General features: G+C 38.0%; 13 protein-coding genes. 5 read left to right on the forward strand and 8 right to left on the reverse strand.

Translation table 11 applies throughout. From position 1 onward, the window contains the following. Positions 1-360 (forward strand): hypothetical protein (locus tag AAOP42_RS15065; protein ID WP_349529369.1); only part of this gene is annotated, 360 nt, incomplete at its 5' end. Positions 361-428: 68 nt separating this feature from the next. Here the strand turns inward: AAOP42_RS15065 and AAOP42_RS15070 are convergent. The 7 genes from AAOP42_RS15070 to AAOP42_RS15100 all read right to left on the reverse strand — a co-directional run bounded on the left by AAOP42_RS15070 (position 429) and on the right by AAOP42_RS15100 (position 14,352). Further along, a complete protein-coding gene (locus tag AAOP42_RS15070; RefSeq protein ID WP_349529370.1) occupies positions 429-2,702 on the reverse strand; it encodes a CRTAC1 family protein in 2,274 nt (757 codons plus the stop codon). Between the two features lie 35 nt (positions 2,703-2,737). Further along, the gene (locus AAOP42_RS15075) at positions 2,738-6,091 is read right to left on the reverse strand and encodes a VCBS repeat-containing protein (RefSeq protein WP_349529371.1); all 3,354 of its coding nucleotides are present in this window, start codon (positions 6,089-6,091) and stop codon (positions 2,738-2,740) included. A 231-nt stretch (positions 6,092-6,322) separates the two neighbouring features. Continuing rightward, positions 6,323-7,930, reverse strand: coding sequence for a SusD/RagB family nutrient-binding outer membrane lipoprotein (locus tag AAOP42_RS15080; protein ID WP_349529372.1), 1,608 nt, complete (start codon positions 7,928-7,930; stop codon positions 6,323-6,325). Positions 7,931-7,941: 11 nt separating this feature from the next. After that, entirely contained in the window at positions 7,942-11,250 is a 3,309-nt protein-coding gene (locus tag AAOP42_RS15085; RefSeq protein ID WP_349529373.1) for a SusC/RagA family TonB-linked outer membrane protein, read from the reverse strand. A 189-nt stretch (positions 11,251-11,439) separates the two neighbouring features. Then, positions 11,440-12,390: a FecR family protein gene (locus tag AAOP42_RS15090; protein ID WP_349529374.1), complete on the reverse strand. Its 951-nt coding sequence runs from the start codon at positions 12,388-12,390 to the stop codon at positions 11,440-11,442. Positions 12,391-12,586: 196 nt separating this feature from the next. Then, on the reverse strand, positions 12,587-13,186 hold the full coding sequence (locus AAOP42_RS15095; protein ID WP_349529375.1) for an RNA polymerase sigma factor: 600 nt from the start codon (positions 13,184-13,186) through the stop codon (positions 12,587-12,589). Between the two features lie 209 nt (positions 13,187-13,395). Beyond that, the gene (locus tag AAOP42_RS15100; protein ID WP_349529376.1) at positions 13,396-14,352 is read right to left on the reverse strand and encodes a glycoside hydrolase family protein; all 957 of its coding nucleotides are present in this window, start codon (positions 14,350-14,352) and stop codon (positions 13,396-13,398) included. Positions 14,353-14,778: 426 nt separating this feature from the next. On the opposite strand from AAOP42_RS15100, the gene AAOP42_RS15105 reads away from it, so the two are divergent. Together AAOP42_RS15105 and AAOP42_RS15110 are read left to right on the forward strand one after the other, a co-directional pair. Next, positions 14,779-15,870, forward strand: coding sequence for an acyltransferase family protein (locus AAOP42_RS15105; protein WP_349529377.1), 1,092 nt, complete (start codon positions 14,779-14,781; stop codon positions 15,868-15,870). A gap of 83 nt (positions 15,871-15,953) precedes the next feature. Further along, positions 15,954-17,132 (forward strand): M20 metallopeptidase family protein, encoded by a 1,179-nt coding sequence (locus AAOP42_RS15110; protein ID WP_349529378.1) that lies wholly within the window; start codon positions 15,954-15,956, stop codon positions 17,130-17,132. A gap of 1 nt (position 17,133) precedes the next feature. Here the strand turns inward: AAOP42_RS15110 and AAOP42_RS15115 are convergent, their stop codons facing one another. Next, the gene (locus AAOP42_RS15115) at positions 17,134-18,189 is read right to left on the reverse strand and encodes an amidohydrolase family protein (RefSeq protein WP_349529379.1); all 1,056 of its coding nucleotides are present in this window, start codon (positions 18,187-18,189) and stop codon (positions 17,134-17,136) included. A 342-nt stretch (positions 18,190-18,531) separates the two neighbouring features. Here AAOP42_RS15115 and AAOP42_RS15120 point away from each other — a divergent pair, with 342 nt between their 5' ends. Next, positions 18,532-19,737 carry an Nramp family divalent metal transporter gene (locus tag AAOP42_RS15120; protein WP_349529380.1) on the forward strand — a complete coding sequence of 402 codons (1,206 nt, stop codon included), beginning with the start codon at positions 18,532-18,534 and terminating at the stop codon, positions 19,735-19,737. 5 nt (positions 19,738-19,742) lie between these two features. Then, positions 19,743-20,768 carry an NAD-dependent epimerase/dehydratase family protein gene (locus tag AAOP42_RS15125; RefSeq protein WP_349529381.1) on the forward strand — a complete coding sequence of 342 codons (1,026 nt, stop codon included), beginning with the start codon at positions 19,743-19,745 and terminating at the stop codon, positions 20,766-20,768. The last annotated feature ends 1 nt before the right edge of the window (position 20,769 follow it).

The raw sequence follows: 20,769 nt of genomic DNA on the forward strand, positions 1-20,769 counted from the left end.
GTAAAAACAGAAGAGGTCACAGTGGATGGAAAAAAGGTTGAAATGGATTTGAATGAATGGCAAAAATTCTGGCAAGTTCATTCTATGCACTATGATTCTGATGCGCAGGTTATGAAAAACATTAGTGCTACCTATCTACCCGCTACCCAATCTGTACAACTCTCCCTAAACGAAAAACCTCTAAAACAAGACAACACTAGATGGAATTCTCACTATATCCAGCAGTACAACCTCACAGAGGAGGAATCATATCCCGGACCTTTTGAAGAATTACAGTCTGGATCAAATGACTATAAAATATATCATGGGCTTCCACCAGTTGACAGGGGAGAGCTACCTGCTCTTGATGTGTTTTATTGAGAATAATATAAAAAATGTCACATTCCATCCCCTTGCTGTGTCTGTATGCCATCGATTGTGTTAATCGGTCAATGATGATGCTCCCCCATTTTCTTAAAAGCTACAGCTTTCAGGTCAAGGTTTTTAATTTCATTTGAGTTTTCCTTGATTCTAATGGTGGCGTTAGTGTTTACATTGGTGAAACGGGAAGTGCTCCTTTCTTTATTTGGCCAGATGATTTCCAGAGTGTCAATGGTACTTGTTTTGCCTAATCCTATTTCAGCCATCAAACTATTGCCTCCAAAACTGGCACCTGTACCGACAGTATGATAAATTTTCCTGCTTATACCTGTTTCCTGAATAGTTGCTATGATTTTAGCGCCTATAGCAGAACGATTACTTTTACTGCCTTCCAGTACTATATTTATCCAGTTGTTGGTATTGCCAATGGGGTTTTCAAAAAGGATGTTTTGGAAATTATCCCCTTCATAAGCACCTCCCATTACGGCATATATATCCTGATCGCCATCCATATCCAGGTCTCCAAACCCAACGGCATGGCCTTTTTGAATATGCCCAAAACCACCGCTATAGGTTACATCTTCGAATGTTTTTCCATTGTTGTTGCGGTACATTTTGTTGGGAACTATCGATAGAAAACTCGGATCTCCGGTGGCCAGATAGAAATCCGAAAATCCGTCATTGTCCAGATCGCCAAAGTTGCAACCCATAGTGGTTACAGGTTCAGTGAGCCCTGCTTCAGGTGCAACATTGGCAAATGAGCCATCCCCATTGTTTCTGTACAGCTTTGGCCTTCGTTCCTCCAGGCGATAGTCATCAGGATTGATGATATTGGCCATCATCATGTTTGATGGAGAGATATTGCCTGATGAATAGCCGGAAACAAAAATGTCTTCAAAACCATCGTTGTTGTAGTCAAATATCCAGGTGGAAAAACTTTGGATTGGCCCGGATACTCCAATACTATCTGTAGCCAGGTTAAACGACAGGGCATTTTCAAGGCCGGCATTGATGTATAATAGGTTTTTACCGTTAAAATTGGAAATATACAAATCCGGATAACCATCGTTATTGATGTCACCCGTGTCAACTCCTTTGAAAAAACCAGTTTCCGTAATGCCTGCAATTTGAGCTATGTCACTAAAAGTTCCGCTCAGACTATTCAGAAAAAGCTGGCAATTGTTTTTTCCTTTGGGAGTAGATTCGTTGGCAATAAATATATCCAATAAGCCATCCAGATTAAAATCAGCCCATATAGCTGTCTGAGTTGGCCGGGGAGAATAAATACCAGATTCCATAGTAACATCACTAAAGGTGCCATCACCATTATTTCTGATCAGTGAGTTGGGTATTTTGCCATAGTCTTCCAACCAGGCTCCTCTCAAAATGATAAAATCTAAATTTCCGTCATTGTTATAATCAGCTTGCTTAAGGTTTAGCCCACCAGTGACACCAACCAATCCTGTAAAGGATGTTTTGTCAATGAAGCCACCTTTTTGGTCATTTTCAAAGTATCTGATTTGACTGTTAAAAGCCCATGATGACACCATAATATCCAGAAATCCATCATTATTAAAGTCATCCAGACAAATGCCTCCCGACAATTCATTGACATCTACCCCAAGATCCATTGCTATATCTTGAAATTTGGGAAACTCATTTTTATTAAAATATGCTTCCGGTATCCGAAATTCTTCCGGCACACTATCAGGGTATCCGCCCAGGGTCATGTGAGCAACATTCAAAAGGTATTGAATTTCATAATCATAGGGGTTGATTTCTAGCAATTCTTCAAGATAGCCTATTGCTTTCATAGAACCTTCCTTATTGATATGTTGGGCTTTTTTGGAAATTGGGATAATGCAGGATTCATTGTTGTGGTTGGTGATGCAGTTTTCCTGCTCGGCTTTTCTCAGGTAGCAAATGGCCAGTTGTGTTTTAAATTCCGTCATAGCCTTGTCTTTATTTGGAAGGGGTTTTTCAAGGTAAAAATTGTGAAAGCTTTCAAAAAGTTCAATAGCCTTATCTGTTTCACCAGACCGGAGCAGTTCAATGCCATAGTCATAAATGACTAGGTTTCGTTTTGCTCCAACTTCCATTTCGCCCAATTTTTGCTGGATTTTACCTGCTCTTTTTTTATTCAAAACATAACCTGCTTTTTCAGGGTCTATTGTGAGATATGATTCGTTTACCTTTTGTATCATCAGTTGGGTAATACTGTCTGGTTTCACTTTTGCTTCATATATTTTTATCCTGGTCTGGTTATTTTGGATAGGGTCACACCCTGCCGAAATGAATAATATAAGCACTGAAATGAGTATATGAAATACCTTGACATTCATTGTATAACGAATTCTGAATATTTTTAATGGGTTTACTATAAAGATGTGGGAGGGTAATATTCTATGGCCTGAAGAACATCCTTATTATTGCCTACCAGTATTACTTCCTTGCTCCCTATTTTAATGGTTGTCATTTCCTTTGCATCGAAGGGAGCGAAAAAGCCACTTTTCTGGATAGACATTGGATCGAAATTGCCTTTTCCGTCACCAATAAGCAACAATCCTGTACCGGCATCATTACGGGGTGTTTCAATTTCTGAGGAGTACAAATTTCCGGAAATTAACAGGTCTTTATTTCCATCACCATCGTAATCCTTTATCAGAATATTGTTAATGGAGGACACCTGTGCCTGATTGGGTAAGGGAACTATTTTAAAACTACCATTGCCAAGGTTTTCAACGTAGGCTGACGCAAATGTTTTGGCCTGAAGATTTAAAGCTTCCTTAAGAGATTCTCCATATACTTCACTAAGGTTGGAATCACCAAATTTCTCGTATGTACCAAACTTCTTACCGATATCAGGTATTTGCTGCGTAGAGCAATCTTTTCCTCTTACTGGAAATGCTTCTCCATGCTCATAGTAACTCAGTACAATGTCCAGACTGCCGTTGTTGTCAAAGTCCGAGCTATAGACTTCAAAAGGCTCATGAGTTGAGGCTTTATATTTATAGTTGAGGCCCAGGTTTCCTACAATAAAATCTTCATCTCCATCCTGGTCCATGTCATGGGCTTGTACTTCGTAATACCATCCTTCACTATCCTCCAGTCCGTCTAAAATTTGTTTTTCGAAATGTCCATTTGCGGTTTGTGTGAAAAAAGTAATTGGCATCCATTCGCCAACAACTACTAAGTCAATGAGTCCATCATTATTGTGATCTGCCCAGTTGGCTGCAGTTACCAGTCCGAGATTGTTTAGTTCCGGGGCTTTATCTTTTGATACCTCATACAAGGTACCGTTTCTGTTTTCCAGTAAATGGCTGCTGGCAGGGTGGGGGTATTTCCCCGGAATTAGCCTGCCTCCTATGAATAAATCCATGTCGCCATCTTTGTCATAATCATAAGGTACTGCACACGATCCGCTCGACAGGTATTGGGGAACACCATTTATTTTTTTTGTAAACGTGCCTTGCCCGTTGTTTAAGTACAACCGATCCTGAAGTGCCGGATCTTCCGGGCTAAATTCGTTTCCTCCGCTTACCACAAATATGTCCAGGTCATTATCGCCATCTACATCAAGAAATGTAATTCCCATATCTTCGGATTTTTGATCCTGTGTCCATGCGCCTTTTTCTATTTTGTCGAACTTCCCATTTTTGTTTTGTATGAATAATGTGCCAGAATGTCCTGCCGATCCTCCCATATAAAAATCATCTCTGTTGTCACCATTGACATCTCCAACACCTATACAGGGGCCAAATTCAGACATCTTATGTGGTAACAGTACTTCTTTGGCATAATCATCATAATTATTCTCCAGATGAAGTATATCATTCAACCCCAAATCCTGAGCACTGTTTTTAAACAAAAGATTTTTAGCAATATCTGCCGATACCTGTTGCGTTGCTTCTGCCTCTTTTTGACTGACTACAACCAGTTGATTGGTATTTACATTTTCCAGAATATTTTTCATTCCGTTTTGCCACTCTATTACCACCTTGTCCACCGAGGTTTCTACCCCTACTCCGAAGTGGGCAATGTCTTCACTTTTGGACATATATCCTCTTGCGTTGGCCAATTGGAATGTTTGCCATAATTTATCCTTTTGATATAGGGTAACTTTGGTGCCATATACATTTTGCTTTTCAGAAGGACTTAACTTGAAACGCAAATAATTACCCTTACCACTTTCAATGGTATTATTTTTATATAAAAGGGCTTTATCATCGATATTGTTGATGATTAGATCTAAATCTCCATCCAGGTCTAAGTCGGCATAGGCTGCACCATTGGATAGGGTTTTCATTTCCATACCCCACTCATCAATTTTCTTACTGAAAGTATAATCGCCATTATTTTTGTAGATGTAATTTGGCAGCTTATCCATTGGTGCCAGATCCACAAAATCCATTACATCGACTAACTCGCTCGGATTTATTCCTTTTTTCTTTGCTATGCTGTTGAGGCTATCCAATTTATGGTCGTATAGGGCAGTAAGGTCGCTGTATCGATTGTTGTGTTTGACACCATTGGTGACGAAAATATCTTTAAGGCCATCATTGTCGAAATCAGCAAATAAGGGAGCCCAGCTCCAATCTGTACTGGTGACCCCAGCTAATTGAGCCAGATCACTGAATGTACCATTGCCATTATTTCTTTGGAGTGTATTAAACATGTATTGGTAGTGTCCACCTTCGTTTACCAGTTTCCAAAATGCTTCAGGTTTCATTGCCCCCATGTGCGTTTTTATCCTTTTATGATCTTCTGCCATCATATCGACTACCATAATGTCCAGGTTGCCGTCATTGTCATAATCTGCTACATCACTGCCCATACTAAAGTTTGATATGTGCTTGGCTGCTTGATAAGCAGCATCTTTGAAAGTACCGTCTTGTTGATTGAGGTAAATATGGTCTGCTACATCAAAATCATTGGTTACATAAATATCCAGCCAGGTATCGTTGTTGAAGTCACCCACGGATGCAGACAGTCCAAAAGCAAAATTTCTTGTGTTGGTTTGATCTGTAAAATCTTCAAATTTATTATTGCCCAGGTTTTTGTAGAGCTTATCGCTGAATAGCCGATTAGAAGCCATCGACTTGTTTAGTTTACCACCTTGTCCGGGAATACTTGGAGGTTGGTTTACCAGATACATATCGACTAAACCATCTTTGTCAAAGTCAAAAAATATGGATTGTACAGAAAATCCATGATCGTCCAAACCATAAGTACTGGCTTGGTCAGTGAAGGTTAGGTCACCGTTATTGATATAGAGTTGATTGGCACTTTTTTCATCTTCCAGATAGACACTGCGACACACATAAATGTCCTGATCACCGTCATTGTCAATATCGACAAAAGTGACACCAGTGGACCACTTATTGTCATTTGTAATGCCGGCATTATCAGAAATATCTTCGAACTGAAACTTACCTTTGTTTAGGTAGAGTTTGTCTCTTATCTGATTGCCGGTAAAAAAAAGGTCAGGTAAGTTGTCATTGTTGATGTCTCCCACTGCAACTCCTGCTCCTGATATAAATTCAACATTAATGATGTGATTGTTTTCTTTGGATTGTTGTACGCTGTTGATGAATCCTATATTAGAATAACTGGCAGGTATAGAGGTAAAAAGCTTATTGTCTTTGTAATTGATATCAAAATCATTTCCACAGCTACTATATAAAGCAGTTATTAATATTGAAGTAGTAATTGTCTTGAATAGTTTCTCCATATTTTTTGATACTTCTTTTCTAGTTTATTATTATTGACTTCCCAAAGGTGTTGTTCAGGGCAGTCAGGAGTCAGGGGATAGTGTAAATTTTTAAATACGATTACCCTGAGGTGTTGTTTGATGATTCCCTATTGAGCTTTTAAGGCTATTTTTAAGGATTAATGATAAAAAAAGGGCTGTTCAAAAAAACAATGCCTTTTGAACAACCCGGTTAATTTTAATTAAATCAATTTAAAAGTTTGGACCACCAGTATCCCACCATAGGGGCGTACCTATTTCATCCGGGCCTTCCAGTTTAGTAGTAGCGTCTGCTACACCTGCTGTGTTGTTGTTACGTTCAGCATTTACAAATGGCAATCTTCTAAGGAAGTCAATGGTTTTCCCATCAGCATCCTTGGCAATAACACCCCAATCTGCATTACTATCATTTTTATAGTTATATGGGAGCTTAGGATACCCTGTTCTGCGATGATCCACCCATATCTCTATGGTATTCATATAGGCAGCAATCCATTTCTGAGTCATTATTTTTTCCAGTTTGATCTCATTGTCGGCTGCTTCATCCCATTTTACAGTCACATCTATGCGGCTTACAAAATCATTAATCTCACCGGCAGCTTTGGGATCATTATAGTCAATAGGTGTTTTAGTATCATCTGCAAGATAGTCAGCAGCACCAGCAGCACCCCATTCTGCAAATGAGTCTTTGACTCCCTGCTCATAGTGCTCCTGTGCTGAGCCGGCACCTGCCCAGCCTCTTAGTGCTGCTTCAGCTAATAAAAAGTGAGTTTCGGCTGACATAAAGCAACGACGCATCCCATCAGAAGTGGTCGGATTAAAATCAGAACTGATGTTGGAAAAAGTAAGTCTGTCATCTTTGGCTACTAATAATGCTCCATTTCTGATTCCTTTGTATGGATAAGAAGGATGATCAGGGTATAAAGTATTGTCAGTAGCAGGATCGAAATATTTGGAAATTCTGCCATCTTCATAGCCTACGAGTACGGATTCCATAGTAGCACTCATACGTGTATCACCCCATCCAAAACTAATTCTGGCAGGGGGGAAAAATCCTGCATATAACTTTATTTTAAAATCGTCAGCAGCAGTTGTTATCAAACCACCTGCTGCAGCTATTGCTTTTTCACCCTGGACTTTAGCTAATGCTGGTTCCACTTTTGAAATACGCATGGCAAGTCTTAACCTCATACTATTGGCGAACTTAATCCAGCTTGGTATATCTCCACCATAACTGGCGTCAAATGCTGTCATACCTCCAAAATCTGAATTAGCTGTCAGAGTAGCAACAATTTCATCTAACTCTGCGAACCATGTATTGTATAATGTTTCTTCACTGTCGTACAAAATGGTGTTTTCCAAAGACCCGTAATTTGTATAAATAATAGGGCCATGATAGGCAGACAACCTTGATGCAGAAAGAATTCTAACCAATTTTGCCCAGGCTACAAATACTTCATTATTTTCAGCCTCCGCTATTTCTATTACCTTTCCACTAGGACCAAACACATTATTGTAACAACGATCCCAGTAAGTATTCCATCGAATGTAGTAGGTAGTGTTGTTTATACCGCTTGTAAAAGGTGTTGGTGTACCTAGTTGACGTGTCCAGGAATCGTGAGCCAGATTGTGCTCAATTTGATCTCCAAATATATTGCCAAGCATGGTTGGGAAAAATGCTCCAACGTGATTGTTATCCTGTCTTAACGATTCATCTGAAATCTGATAAGGATTCGTATTGGCTTCTTCAAAGTTATCAGTACAGCCATAAAATAGAAATGCTAGTACTGCTGTAGTATATATAAATATATTCTTTTTCATATCTCTCTAAATTAAAAGCTTATGTTGATGTTAAAACCAATAGTTCTGGTTGCTGGTACATTGAAATTGTCCAATGACTGGCTATTTCTATTGGTACTCATTGCCAACTCAGGATCGAATGGTGCGTCAATGTATAAGAACAGTAAATTCTGACCAACAATTGAGAAACTAACAGGTAAAGCAAGACTGGTCAGTTTCGTATTATAAGATAATGACATCTGCGTTAACCTAACATTTGTTCTGCTATACACATAAGGCTCCATGATACCATTTCTACCACCAATGGTGCGATAATAATCTTCTGGGACAATTTGAGTGACAGTAGCACCATCTTGAACCGCATTGATTGTAGTGAATCCCTGATCTCTGTCGTCTGCTGTTCTTTGTGATACTCCCGCCTCATCGAGCATAGCTTCTGTTTTACTAACCGCTTTTCCTCCAAATTTACCATTTACGATAAAGTTCAGTGAGAAATTTTTATAGTCCAGAGAGTTGGTCCAACCCAAACTCCATACCGGATTTAGATTTCCTCTGTAGTTTAAGTCAAAATCTTCTGTAGCTGTTTTGAGTGGCACACCATTTTCAAGCATTATTCTACCCTGGTCATCCCTAAGAAAGCTTAATGTATATATGTCCCCAATAGAACCACCTGCTTTAAATTTAGCTTCATAACCTTCAGAAGAACCTGTAGATATAAAATTATCTGGGTTGTCCGGGTTTGCCGAAACAACCGTATTCACATTCTTAGAAAAGTTAAGGGTAGTTTTCCACTTGAAATTAGTGGTGAAAATTGGTGTGGCATCTGCAATTATTTCAATCCCTTTATTGTTTATTTCTCCTATATTTATTACTCTGGTATTGTATGGAGACCCGGCAAGTGCTGCTACTTCTAAAAATTGATCTTTACTTGTGATATTGTAGTAAGTAAAGTCAAAACCTATTCTATCATCCAAAAACCGCCAGTTGGTTCCAAACTCTTTTGTCGTAATAATCTCTGGTTTCAACTCAGTACCTGGAGCAATAGTGCCGCGGTTAACCCCTCCTGAAGCACCATCAACGGTATTGGATGGTATTATATAGTTCCAGGGCAATTCAAGGCCTACTCTGTTTAATGATACTCTTACTTTAGCGAAACTAATTGGTTCGGGCATACTAAACATTTCACTTATGATACCAGTTAAACCAACCGCAGGGTAAAAATAATTCTCATTTCCTGTGCCAATTAAGGTAGATGCCCAGTCAGTTCTTCCTGAAAAATCAAAATACAACATGTCTTTGAAGCCGAAGGTTGTGTTTACAAACAAACCTTGTTTGATCACATTACTGGTCAATGTCGAGTTTACCGCTACTACTTGTGGAAGGTTTTGGAAATAAAATTCATTTGCATATAACAATCCATTTGTACCTGTATTCACACTTACTCCTTTACCATAAGTTGTCTTTTGATAACTTGTTCCGGCTATTACTCCCAGACTAAAATCTTCAAAATTATTATTGTATTTTAATATAGCATCTGTGTAAGTTAGTTGATCAGTGAATTTGCTGTAATTCCAGGCACCATTGGGATGAATGTTGGTAGTATTTCCCCCAGATGCATATTGAGTCTCATTTAGCTTATCTGCAAAATCAATATTGCCTCTTACAGATAAACTGACTTTGTCAGAAATTTCGTAATCTAAGTTAAGGCTGCTGATCACACGTTTGGTTTGATTCACACTTGGCTGTCCCTCAAGTATAAACCACGGATTGGACTGATGGTGGTCAACAACAAACCAGTTCATAACTTCTACATTTCTATCTGGGTCAAGTATGGTTGGATTGTCCTTATAAATTTTGTAATCCCTTTCCCTTGGAAATCTGTAAAGACCAGTCAAAGCATTCAAATAATATCCGGCTGCCGGACGGTTTTCTGCTTTTTCCTGAGACAGCATAACACTCGAACTTACTTTCAACTTGTCATTCAACAACTTGGTTGACTGCTTAAAAGTAAGGTTGTTTCTGTCATAGGTGTTATTTTGCATAATACCTTTTGCATCCACATTCGCATAAGAAAAATATGTCTGAGTCTTGTCAGTACCACCACTAATAGAAACAGAATTGATTCTATTGGTCCCGGTTCTGAAAAAATCATCTACATAATTGTCAGCGTAGTTACCCGGATTGGTGTCCCAGCTTTCTTTGATTCCTCCTACAGCTCCATACTTGTATTGTAAGTCTGGCTTTAATAATACACTTTCAAATGTGAAACCGGAACTAAACTGTACTTTGGCTGCTCCGCTTTTACCTTTTTTTGTTGTGATTATGACAACACCATTGGCTCCCTGGCTTCCATAAAGTGCAGCAGCATTAGATCCTTTAAGGACACTTATACTTTCGATATCATCAGGGTTTATTTGAGACATTCCGTCTCCACCATCAACTCCACCCCACATGCCAGGCTGGCCACCTCTGTTATTGGCCATTGGAATACCGTCTATAACAAATAAGGGCTGGCTATCACCAGTTAAGGATTTATCGCCTCTCAAAAGCACTCTTGTTGATCCTCCTGGTCCGCCGGAACTTTTCTTGATTTCCACACCAGCAGTTCTACCGGAAAGGCTATTCAAGAAATTAATATCTCTCGCTTTGGTTATCTCATCGCCATCAACAGTTTGTTGAGCATAAGTCAAGGTACTTGCTTCTCTTTCTATACCAAGAGCAGTTACCACCAATTCATCCAATTGTTGAGCATCTAATTCCATGCTTATGTTGATAGATGTTTGACTTCCAACTGTTACTTCCTGTGCGATATATCCAACATAACTGAATACTAAGACAGCAGAACCATCTGGTACTGAAATTTTAAAATTACCTTCAATGTCAGTCAATGCACCTTGAGCAAGTCCTTTTACAGTAATATTGACACCCGGTAGCCCCTGAGAGTTTTCATCAAGAACTTTTCCTGAAATACTAATGTCTGCTTTTTCTTCCGTGACGGGTTTTTGTTTACGACTTTCTTTTTTCGTTACTGAAATGGTATTGTTGATCATTCTGAACTTAAGACCTGTATCTTTAGAGATATTCTTCAGAATCTTGTTCAACCCTTCTTTCTTGTAGTCAAAAGAAAGCTTTTCATTTTTGGAAATTATTTGTTTGTTGTACCCAAAGATGAACTCTGTTTTCTCTTCCAACTTTTCGAAAATTTCTTCCAAAGTGGCTCTCTCTACATTGATAGTTACTTTAATGTTTTCGAGTCTCTGACTGTTGGAGTTCTCAGCTAGGAGCAGCTGCATTGCTATTACCTGCACCAAAAACATATAAAATGCTCGTTTTGATGTCAAAATCAATAGTTTTAGTAGTTTTAAATACATAAATTTGTAATGATTGTGTGAAACAATTATTTATAAGTAGGATCCGGGTCTGGTGCGAACAGATTCGGGTCTTTTTTTGCATATACGAGAGGTATATCCAATTTCGTATGTCACATAGGTTGGGTAATTCTAAGATGTGTTGTGCATAATGATTTTGGTTTAGTTTTTACATATACCTCCAGAAATTACCACTTCCTTGCTGTTTACAAACCGGAAGTCGATACCCTGGATAAATTTTAAACTTTTCAAAATGTTCTCAAGGCTTTCGTTTTTATAGCTACTACGAAGAATGAGGCATTCTTTTAGATTTGATTTATCAAAAGTGATAGTTACATCGTACCATCTTTCCAGAATGTCGGCAGCTTCCCTCATTGATACATGATCGAACAGAATGGTATTGTCTTTCCATGAGATAACTTTATCTAACTCGACGTTTGTTTTGGTTAGTTCATTTGAAACAAGATCAATGTAACCTTGTTCTTTGGGAAGCAATAGAATGCTTTCTTTAGCTAATTTTTCATACTGATTGACACTCACCTTTACTTTGCCAGTCACAACTGTAACGGAAGATTTTTTCTTTTCAAACGCCTGAATGTTGAATGAGGTACCTAATACTTCGGTGGTTAATTTTTTAGTCTTGACGATGAAAGGTTTTTTAGGGTTTTTAGTTACTTCAAAAAATGCCTCTCCAATCAGTTCTACTTCTCTGGTATCATTTGCAAATTTTTCAGGGAATATCAGTGTGCTTTCTGAATTCAATCGAACCTTTGTTCCATCAGCCAGTACTATGGAATACTTTTGTCCTTTTTCTGCTTTTCTTATGACTGTTGATACTTTTGATTTTTCCAGAACATCCTGATCACTGCTGTACATCAAAATGCTAAGTACCAGTAGTATGGATAAGGATGCCGCAACAAGAAGAGAAGAAGTTGTGATTAGTTTCCTGCTTGTTGACTTGTTGGCTTTTGGTTTAAGTTTTTGTTCTAATTTTTCAAAAATTCGGTTTTCAACCTCACTGTGACGACCATGAATAGATTCATTCCATTCATTATTTTTTTGAAATGAATTCAAAAAATCTTCTACAATGCGCACCTCCTCAGTCGTGCACATATTGTTTTGGTATTTGTCAAAGAGTTTAATTAATTCAGACTCATTCATTATTTACTAATTATCAATGTACAATAGATAGTACCTCAACTCAGCAGGAGGTACCATTGATATTCTATTTATTTTATAAAAAATAACTAAAAGAATGAATGACAGATTGGAAATAGAAAAACGACGCTTAGGGTTGTTTAACTCTTTACTAAAAAAACAGTGCAAAACACAAGATTGAGATGCTGTCAAAAGAATCTCTTAAATGCCTGAGTGCTTTGGATACCTGATTTTTTACTGTTTGGTTGGTAATGTTAAATTTCTTGGAGATTTCCTGATGGGATAGGTTTTCGTACCTGCTGGCATAAAAAATTTCCCTACATCGGTCTGGTAGTTGAGAGAGTAAATTGTGAAGAGAGTGTTCAAGTTCCTTGAAATTCAGGGATTCTTCGGTGTTGTTTACAAATTTGATGACATTTATTCTGTCTATGTGTTTTTTAGCAATTTTTCCGTTTCTAAACACATTGAAAATTTTAAATTTTACCGATTGGTAGAGGTAGTGAGATAAGTTGGAAATTAGGACTTTATCTTTTTTTGCCCAGAAATCGACAAAAACATCCTGAATTACATCTTCGCAAATTTGTTTGTCATCTAAAAGATTATGAGCGTATATATACAGCTTGTCCCAGTACCTCTTATATACTTCCAAAAACGCTTCTTCACCGTTTTGGAGAAGCCTCATCAACTCTATATCAGTTAGTGTATTATAGTTTGAAGGGCTTTCTGATGTATTTGTCTTTTTGGGAATCAAGTTTTGGGTAAATGATTGTCAGAAAGGCAATGTATGAAATTTAGAGCATAAATGTAAATTATGGCTGTTTAGTTTTCTGGCCTGGCCCGGGATGTATTATATATGTCTTGGTTTAAACACTTTTAAGTAAGTATGTTTTACCCAAAACATTTTTGATAACCCTTTGTCTTTAAAATGGAGTACTTTGATTTATGTTTTTGCAATGAAAATCATTTTGGATCGTACCTCCAGACTTTATCGTGCATTGTAAAGAGGCTGTATTTGATGCCATCGAATACCAAAATAGGGCTGGAATGGTCTCCTTCTACGATTGGATTTTGTGGGTATTTTGTCCAGTGAATCAAATCTGTTGACATGGCTACATTAGAAGTCCAAAGTGCTTCAACTCCCGGTTTCATCCAGTCAGGGTTTGACGAACCATGATAAAACATGTAATATTTCCCCTGATATTTAATAATTTGATTGGTGGCTACAGCACCGGCATCATATTCCTTTGGCCCTTTTTCCAGTACAGCTTCATCCTGCATATTAGTCCAGTTTTTAAAATCTGTAGAAGTTGCCAGCCATATAGCTTCGTCATCACGTTCGTAATAAAGATATATTTTCCCATTTTCTATCCACATGGTAGGTGTACCATAAGGTCCTTCGCTTATAGGCTCTCCATTTACTTTAAAAATAGAAATATCTCCTTTTGAATCCCAATTGATGCCATCAGTAGAAGTGAGCAGGTGCGTAATGTCTCCTTTTCCTTCAGCGAGCATATAATACAAGTTATTGTATTTTATCACATGCATGTCTTCCACCCATATATCTTTTAATATAGGTTTTTCTGAAAAGCGTTCCCAGTTGATACCGTCTTTAGAAGTAGCATAGCCCAGATATTTCACCTCGGAGATTCCTTCATTATATCCTGAATACCACATTTTGTACAACCCGTCTTCATAGAGGATATAGCCTCTTTCTCTTATCTGCTTGTCCCAGGTTTCGGTTCCCGTTCCTTGAAAAATGGGATTGGATACAATGGGAGAGAATTGTACCATAGCCTCCGGAAAATCTTCGCTTAGATTGCTTTTTTCGGATTTAGTAGTTTTTGTATTACAGCTAAATCCTACCATTATTAATAAAAATAGGCTAAAAAGAGAAGTAGTTTTAATCTTAATATTCATATGTTAATTCTTTTAACTTGTTCAATTGTGTCAGGAGTGTTTTATAAAAATCTGTCTTCTTAGTTATTTGAAATGAAAAAACTAAGGATAGAATTCCATTATCGTGTTAGTAAGGAAATAAGATGCTTTAAAAGATAAAACGAAAGTAAAAATAAAATTAAAACTATGCAAAAAGTTTCGAATACTTATTATTAATTTGCAAGAATAGAAAGTATGAGTATCTGTTTACATTATTTAATTAGAGCCTGTCTATAAAGTACGATCCACACTTTACTAAGCTTTTAAAGATTGGTAAAGCTGTTAAAACAGTAAGCTTTAAGAATCCTGAAAGGCTTCTCAAAGCACATTATAGACAGCTCTAATTAGTCCTAAACTATCTTGTAAACAGGGTAAACCAGAAAAGGATTAACCTAATTTTAAAATATTATGAGTAACGAAAACCAGAGATTGCTTTCCCTTGACTTTTTTAGAGGGGCTACCATGTTTTTATTGATAGGAGAATTTTCGCATCTCTTTAATTATATGCGTGACCCTTCTCTTGAAGGTACGCTTATTTATGCTTTAGGCCATCAACTTGATCATGTAGAATGGCATGGATTGGCTTTTTGGGATTTAATTCAACCATTTTTCACCTTTATAGTGGGGGTGGCCATGCCATTGTCCTTTGCAAAGCGGATGCAAAAAGGAGATTCCTACAATGATATTTTCAAACATACATTGAGAAGAGCATTTCTCTTGCTGTTTTTCGGATGGGCACTGTACTGCATTGAGCCAGGAGAAATTGTTTTTCACCTGAATAATGTCTTGGCACAATTGTCTGTTTCTATTTTGATTGCCTTTTTGATAATGCAAAGACCAGCCTGGATACAAATTGTTGTTTCATTTTTGTTAATAGCCATTTCAGAATTGCTGTATCGTAATTTCTGGGTAGATGGATTTAATGAAGCTTTTGTTCCGGATAAAAATTTTGGTTCCTGGGTTGAAATACAAATTTTAGGTAAGCTTTCCGGTGGGCATTGGGTACCATTTAATGCCATTCCTACTACTGCTCATACCATCTGGGGAGTTTTGGCTGGCAAGTTGCTGATGTCTGATAAGTCGGAGCAATCCAAGTTGAAGGTATTAATAATTGCCGGAGCAATAGGAGTAGTTGTGGGTTACGGAATGGACTATTTTACTCCTATAATAAAAAGAATTGCAACCAGTTCGTTTGTAATTGTGAGTGGAGGATGGGCTTTGCTTGTATTGGCATTGTCTTATTATCTGATAGATGTGTTGAAATATAACAAGGGAGTAATATTTTTTGCTATTGTGGGCATGAATCCGTTGTTTATCTATTTGTTTGCTCATGTTGGTGGAGCGGAGATGCTTCGAGAAGTTGTGTACCCGTTTACTATGGGGATATTCTCTTTTACCGGAGACATTATGGCAAATGCGATTACCAGTATTGTTACATGGTTTGGGCTCTGGTATATTTGTTATTTCATGTACAAGAAAAAAATATTCATTAATATTTAACTGTACAGTTGAAGTTGGAGCGGATTTTGAAATTTAAAGGATGTAGATTTTCCTATGTAATTGGGGAAATCTACTTTTTATAGATGATAGATCAGATTAGAGAATTATCGAATAAATACTGGAGGCCTTCTGTAGATATAAGGAGGTATCTGCACATGCATCCGGAACTTTCCTTTAATGAAAAGGAAACCTCGCAGTATATTGAAAGTAAACTGAGAAAGCTCCCTTTGGATAGCCTGTCCAGAATTGATCAAAACGGTTTACTCGGTACAATTCACGGAAGAGATTCAGGTAAGACTATCTTACTAAGGGCTGATATTGATGCCCTTCCAATATTGGAGGAAAACCAACATGATTTCGTGTCTAAAAATTCTGGTGTGATGCACGCCTGTGGCCATGATGCACACACTTCGATGTTGATTAGTGCAGGTAAAATTCTGTGTGATTTGAAGGAAAGTTGGAATGGAACAGTCAAGATATTGTTTCAGCCTGCCGAAGAAAAAATCCCAGGAGGAGCACCATTGATGATAAAAGGCGGGGTGCTGGAAAATCCTAAACCATTAAGTGTGGTAGGTCAGCACGTAAAGCCTGAATTGGAGGCAGGAAAAGTGGGGGTGAGGCCTGGGAAATTTATGGCTTCTTCAGATGAAATATACATTAAGTTTATAGGAAAAGGAGGGCATGGAGCTATGCCGGAATATTGCATAGATCCGGTGCTTATAGCAGGTCATTTTCTTGTAGCTGCCCAGCAAATTGTTAGCCGAAATGCCAATCCCAAAATACCAACAGTTTTATCCTTTGGAAAAATTGTAGGAAACGGTGCGACCAATGTAATTCCTGACAGTGTAATTTTAGAAGGTACTTTGAGAACTCTGGATGAAGACTGGAGGAAAGAAGCCTTGCTGAAAGTCAAAACACTCGCAATTGGTCTTGCGGAAAGCATGGGAGGAAAATGTGAAGTTGATATTGCTCATGGTTATCCATTTTTACTCAACAATGAAGCTTTGGCATTGAATCTTAAAAAAGGAATGCAGGAATACATGTCTCCTGAAAATGTAGTGAATGAAGATATCTGGATGGCGGCAGAAGATTTTGCTTATTACTCTCACGAGCTACCGTCGTGCTTTTATCTGTTGGGAGTTGGAAATAAAAAGAAAAACATTACTTCAGGGTTGCATACTCCAACTTTTGATATTGATGAGAAAGCTATGGAGGTTGGTGCCGGATTAATGTCCTTTCTTGCTATCAGAGAATTACAATAGATTATTCAGTCTTAAAACCTAACTCATAAAGTTGTTTCTTCACTCCCGGGTAGAGTCGCATGGCATTTTTGTAATAAATTTTTTCAAGCACATCTTTTGGGAGTTCTAAGCCAACTATGTCAGGTCCTCCGAAAAAGCCGCCTTTAACTGTTCCTTTTGTTTCTAAAATCTGAAAAGCTTTAAGGTATTGCTCAATTCGCTCATTCGTCGTGTCTTCGTTTTCCCAGGCTCCTATATCCGTTGCAAATACAATGCGATCTGCCCATTCTATCATGAAAGATCGTAAGTTGTCTCTGTTTACCAGATGATAATATTGAAAGGTGGCAGCTAAATCAACATGTAAATTAGGGAATGTGTGTAGCATATTTCTGAGATAATCTATTTGAGCATCCTGACACATCAGCCAATTGCCATGTGCGGCTACTACTGTTAAGTTGGGATGTTTTTCCAATACATTTCTCCAGGCTGTTATCTCTTTCCAATATTCTATAGGGTCGGCAAGCCAGGCGGTGCGCTCTCCCCACGGGCCGTTAGGATCAGCAATGTGCACTGATGCTCCAATCATTCCAATCCTTTCCATTTCAGCAAAGGTAGGTTCGTGAGCAGGGTTGTCTATATAGGGAAAGCCATCTTCCTTGTTTTTTAGTTTTCTATACCAGGGGCCAGACCATATTTTATAACCAACAAAGCCTTGTTTCATTAGACCTTCAAGATTTTCTGGTGCGTGTTGTAAACCGTCATGTGCCGAATAATCAGAAATACCACATAATATGCGCCCTTTGCTCAAGGTGAGGATTTCTTCAGGATTCTCAATTGGATCATTGCCTTTTCCCAGATTGATCCATACGGCCATATCAATGCCATTTTTATCTAATATTTTTTTTCTCAGGTCAAGGTAATTGGAAATAGCTTTTGGATCACTTCCTATGTGAGTATGTACATCTATTCTTGGAATGTCAGGATAGGCCGTCTTTAGCTGGGAGTACAGATTTGTTGATAATACGAGGGTAATGGAAAAAATAATTGAGATGGTTGCTTTCTTAGATTCTTTTGCCATGACTATTGGTTTGCGTTCTATCTTGTTTCGTAAAAATAAGTAAACGAAAGATAAATTATATTATTTATAGTTTATTTGTTGTATTTATTTACGAATAATGTATTTTTATGTATAAAAATATTGCAAAACATGTTTATTTGCAATGCTATTTGCTATGTTTGCTTGCGCCTTTGGAGTAATGGTGTGTAAAATCTTTCAAAAGGTAACATTCTGAAAATTATTTTTTCGGAATGTTACTTTAAACAAGGAGACCGTAATCACGAATCTGTTATTTGATAAAGTATAGTTTGTGTCTCTTTTGAAAGTTTGAAGGAGTAGTTGGATATATAACATTAATAAAATATGTCAATAGAAAAATCAGGATCATACCTGAAAAAAATAGGTCCAGGCATTATCACTGCAGCTTTGATCTTTGGCCCGGGAAGCCTGACCATCAATACCAAGCTTGGAGCCAGTTATGGTTTTTCCCTGATTTGGGTGATTGTGTTGGCAATGGTGTTTATGACAGCTTTTACAGCTATGACTACTAAGATAGGATTGTCTGGTTCTGTTTCTTTAATAGAAAAAATAAAGAATGAATTAGGGAAGCCTTTAGCATATATAGTTGGAATTGGAGTGTTTTTGGTTACGGCTTCATTTCAGGCTGGTAATACTATTGGAGCCAGTGTAGCATTTTCTGAACTATTCAATTCTTCTGTCATTTTCTGGATAGCATTGTTTACCTCATTGGCTATTTCTTTGCTTTTCTTCAAATCGTTTTATAAGATTCTGGAAAAACTCATGATTGGCTTGGTAATGTTGATGCTTACCTCATTTTTACTAACGATTATAATGGCAAAACCGGATTTAATTGCCATCATGAGAGGGTTAATTCCTAATATACCCAGTGGATCAGAATACCTGATTATTACACTTACCGCATCCAGTTTTTCGATAGTTGGTGCGTTTTACCAGTCATATCTGGTGCGTGAAAAGGGCTGTGCTCCGGAAGATTTACAGGACTCATTAAGTGAAAGCAGAACCGGAATAATTATTCTGGGACTATTATCTACAATGGTAATGCTTTGTGCCGGGGCAGTTTTGAAAAACAACAACATAGAGGTGAAAAATGCAGCAGATTTGGGAATGGCTTTGGAGCCTTTGTTTGGATCTTTTACCTCCAAAGCTTTTATGATTGGCTTTTTTGCAGCATCCTTTTCATCCATGGTCGGCAATGCAACTATCGGAGGAGTGATTCTCGCAGATACATTCTTTTCTGAAAGTCAATTGAGCAACATCAGAGTGAGAATGATGATTGTGTTGGTAATTGTTATAGGAGCAATAGTGGCCTTTATTTTTGGTTCTCTTCCTCTCCAACTGATCATTTTTGCTCAAGGCATTACCGTCATGATTGTACCGGTTTCAGCTGGTGTCATTCTGTTTTTTGCCAACTCTAAAAAAATGTCAACAGAGCTGCAAAATACCAGATACTTAAACGTGATGGGCTATTTGGGAATAGCTGTTTTGCTGATTATGTCCATGTATAGTGTGAAATACCTGTTTTTTTAATGAATATGAAGAAGATAAATAATGTAGAGGAATTGGAAGATCAATTGGCACATCCCACGCCGGAATTGATAAATGATCTGGTTAAAATTGATGGAGATATCATGATATTGGGGTTGGGAGGGAAAATGGGACCTAGTCTTGCTAAACTGGCTGTAAATGCCATTCGTGAAGGTGGATTGAAGAAAAAAGTAATAGGTGCTTCAAGGTTTTCGAATAAAAAGCTAAGAGACGAATTAGAGGGAAATGGTATTGAAACCATAGCCGGAGATTTGTTGGACGAAGATTTTTTGAAAAGCCTGCCGGAATGCAAGAATGTTATTTATATGGCTGGTAACAAATTTGGAACAGCTGGCAATGAACATTTTACCTGGGCTATGAATGCTTATTTACCCGGGCGGGTAGCGGAGAAATATAAGAACTCCAGAATAGTGGTTTTTTCAAGTGGAAACATATACCCATTCATGCCAACTGATAGTAAGGGTGCCAATGAGAGTGTAAAGCCTGATCCGATTGGTGAGTATGCTCAGTCTTGTCTTGGCAGGGAGCGGATTTTTGAACATTTCTCTATCAAAAATCAAACTCCGATGCTGATTTATCGCCTAAACTACGCAGTGGATTTACGTTATGGGGTATTGTTTGAAGTGGCCAAGTCAGTATTTAATGAGAAACCTATTGACATCACTACAGGTTATGCCAATGTAATTTGGCAAGGGGATGCCAATAGCTTTGCAATCAGTTCATTATTGCACTGCTCTACTCCTGCAAAACTGCTCAACATAACCGGCCCTGAGGTTATTTCTATAGAGTGGCTTGCAAAAAGGTTTGGAGAACTTATGGGCAAGCCTGTACGGTTTACAGGAGAATCAGAACCAACTACTCTGCTCAACGACGCTTCGCATTCTTTCGAACTTTTTGGCAAACCAAAAGTGGCATTGGATAAGGTTATAGAATGGACGGCAGATTGGGTGATGTCCGGTGGAGAAGACCTTGGAAAACCCACTCATTTTCAAGAACGAAAAGGAAACTTTTAAA

The organism is Reichenbachiella sp. MALMAid0571, from assembly GCF_040151475.1.
Lineage (GTDB): Bacteria > Bacteroidota > Bacteroidia > Cytophagales > Cyclobacteriaceae > CAXBNB01.

What these genes read in the sequence shown, in the direction of transcription:
- AAOP42_RS15070 (WP_349529370.1), bottom strand. Translation starts at nt 2,702, where the DNA reads ATGAATGTCAAGGTATTTCATATACTCATTTCAGTGCTTATATTATTC.
- AAOP42_RS15075 (WP_349529371.1), bottom strand. Translation starts at nt 6,091, where the DNA reads ATGGAGAAACTATTCAAGACAATTACTACTTCAATATTAATAACTGCT.
- AAOP42_RS15080 (WP_349529372.1), bottom strand. Translation starts at nt 7,930, where the DNA reads ATGAAAAAGAATATATTTATATATACTACAGCAGTACTAGCATTTCTA.
- AAOP42_RS15090 (WP_349529374.1), bottom strand. Translation starts at nt 12,390, where the DNA reads ATGTGCACGACTGAGGAGGTGCGCATTGTAGAAGATTTTTTGAATTCA.
- AAOP42_RS15100 (WP_349529376.1), bottom strand. Translation starts at nt 14,352, where the DNA reads ATGAATATTAAGATTAAAACTACTTCTCTTTTTAGCCTATTTTTATTA.
- AAOP42_RS15105 (WP_349529377.1), top strand. Translation starts at nt 14,779, where the DNA reads ATGAGTAACGAAAACCAGAGATTGCTTTCCCTTGACTTTTTTAGAGGG.
- AAOP42_RS15110 (WP_349529378.1), top strand. Translation starts at nt 15,954, where the DNA reads ATGATAGATCAGATTAGAGAATTATCGAATAAATACTGGAGGCCTTCT.
- AAOP42_RS15115 (WP_349529379.1), bottom strand. Translation starts at nt 18,189, where the DNA reads ATGGCAAAAGAATCTAAGAAAGCAACCATCTCAATTATTTTTTCCATT.
- AAOP42_RS15120 (WP_349529380.1), top strand. Translation starts at nt 18,532, where the DNA reads ATGTCAATAGAAAAATCAGGATCATACCTGAAAAAAATAGGTCCAGGC.
- AAOP42_RS15125 (WP_349529381.1), top strand. Translation starts at nt 19,743, where the DNA reads ATGAAGAAGATAAATAATGTAGAGGAATTGGAAGATCAATTGGCACAT.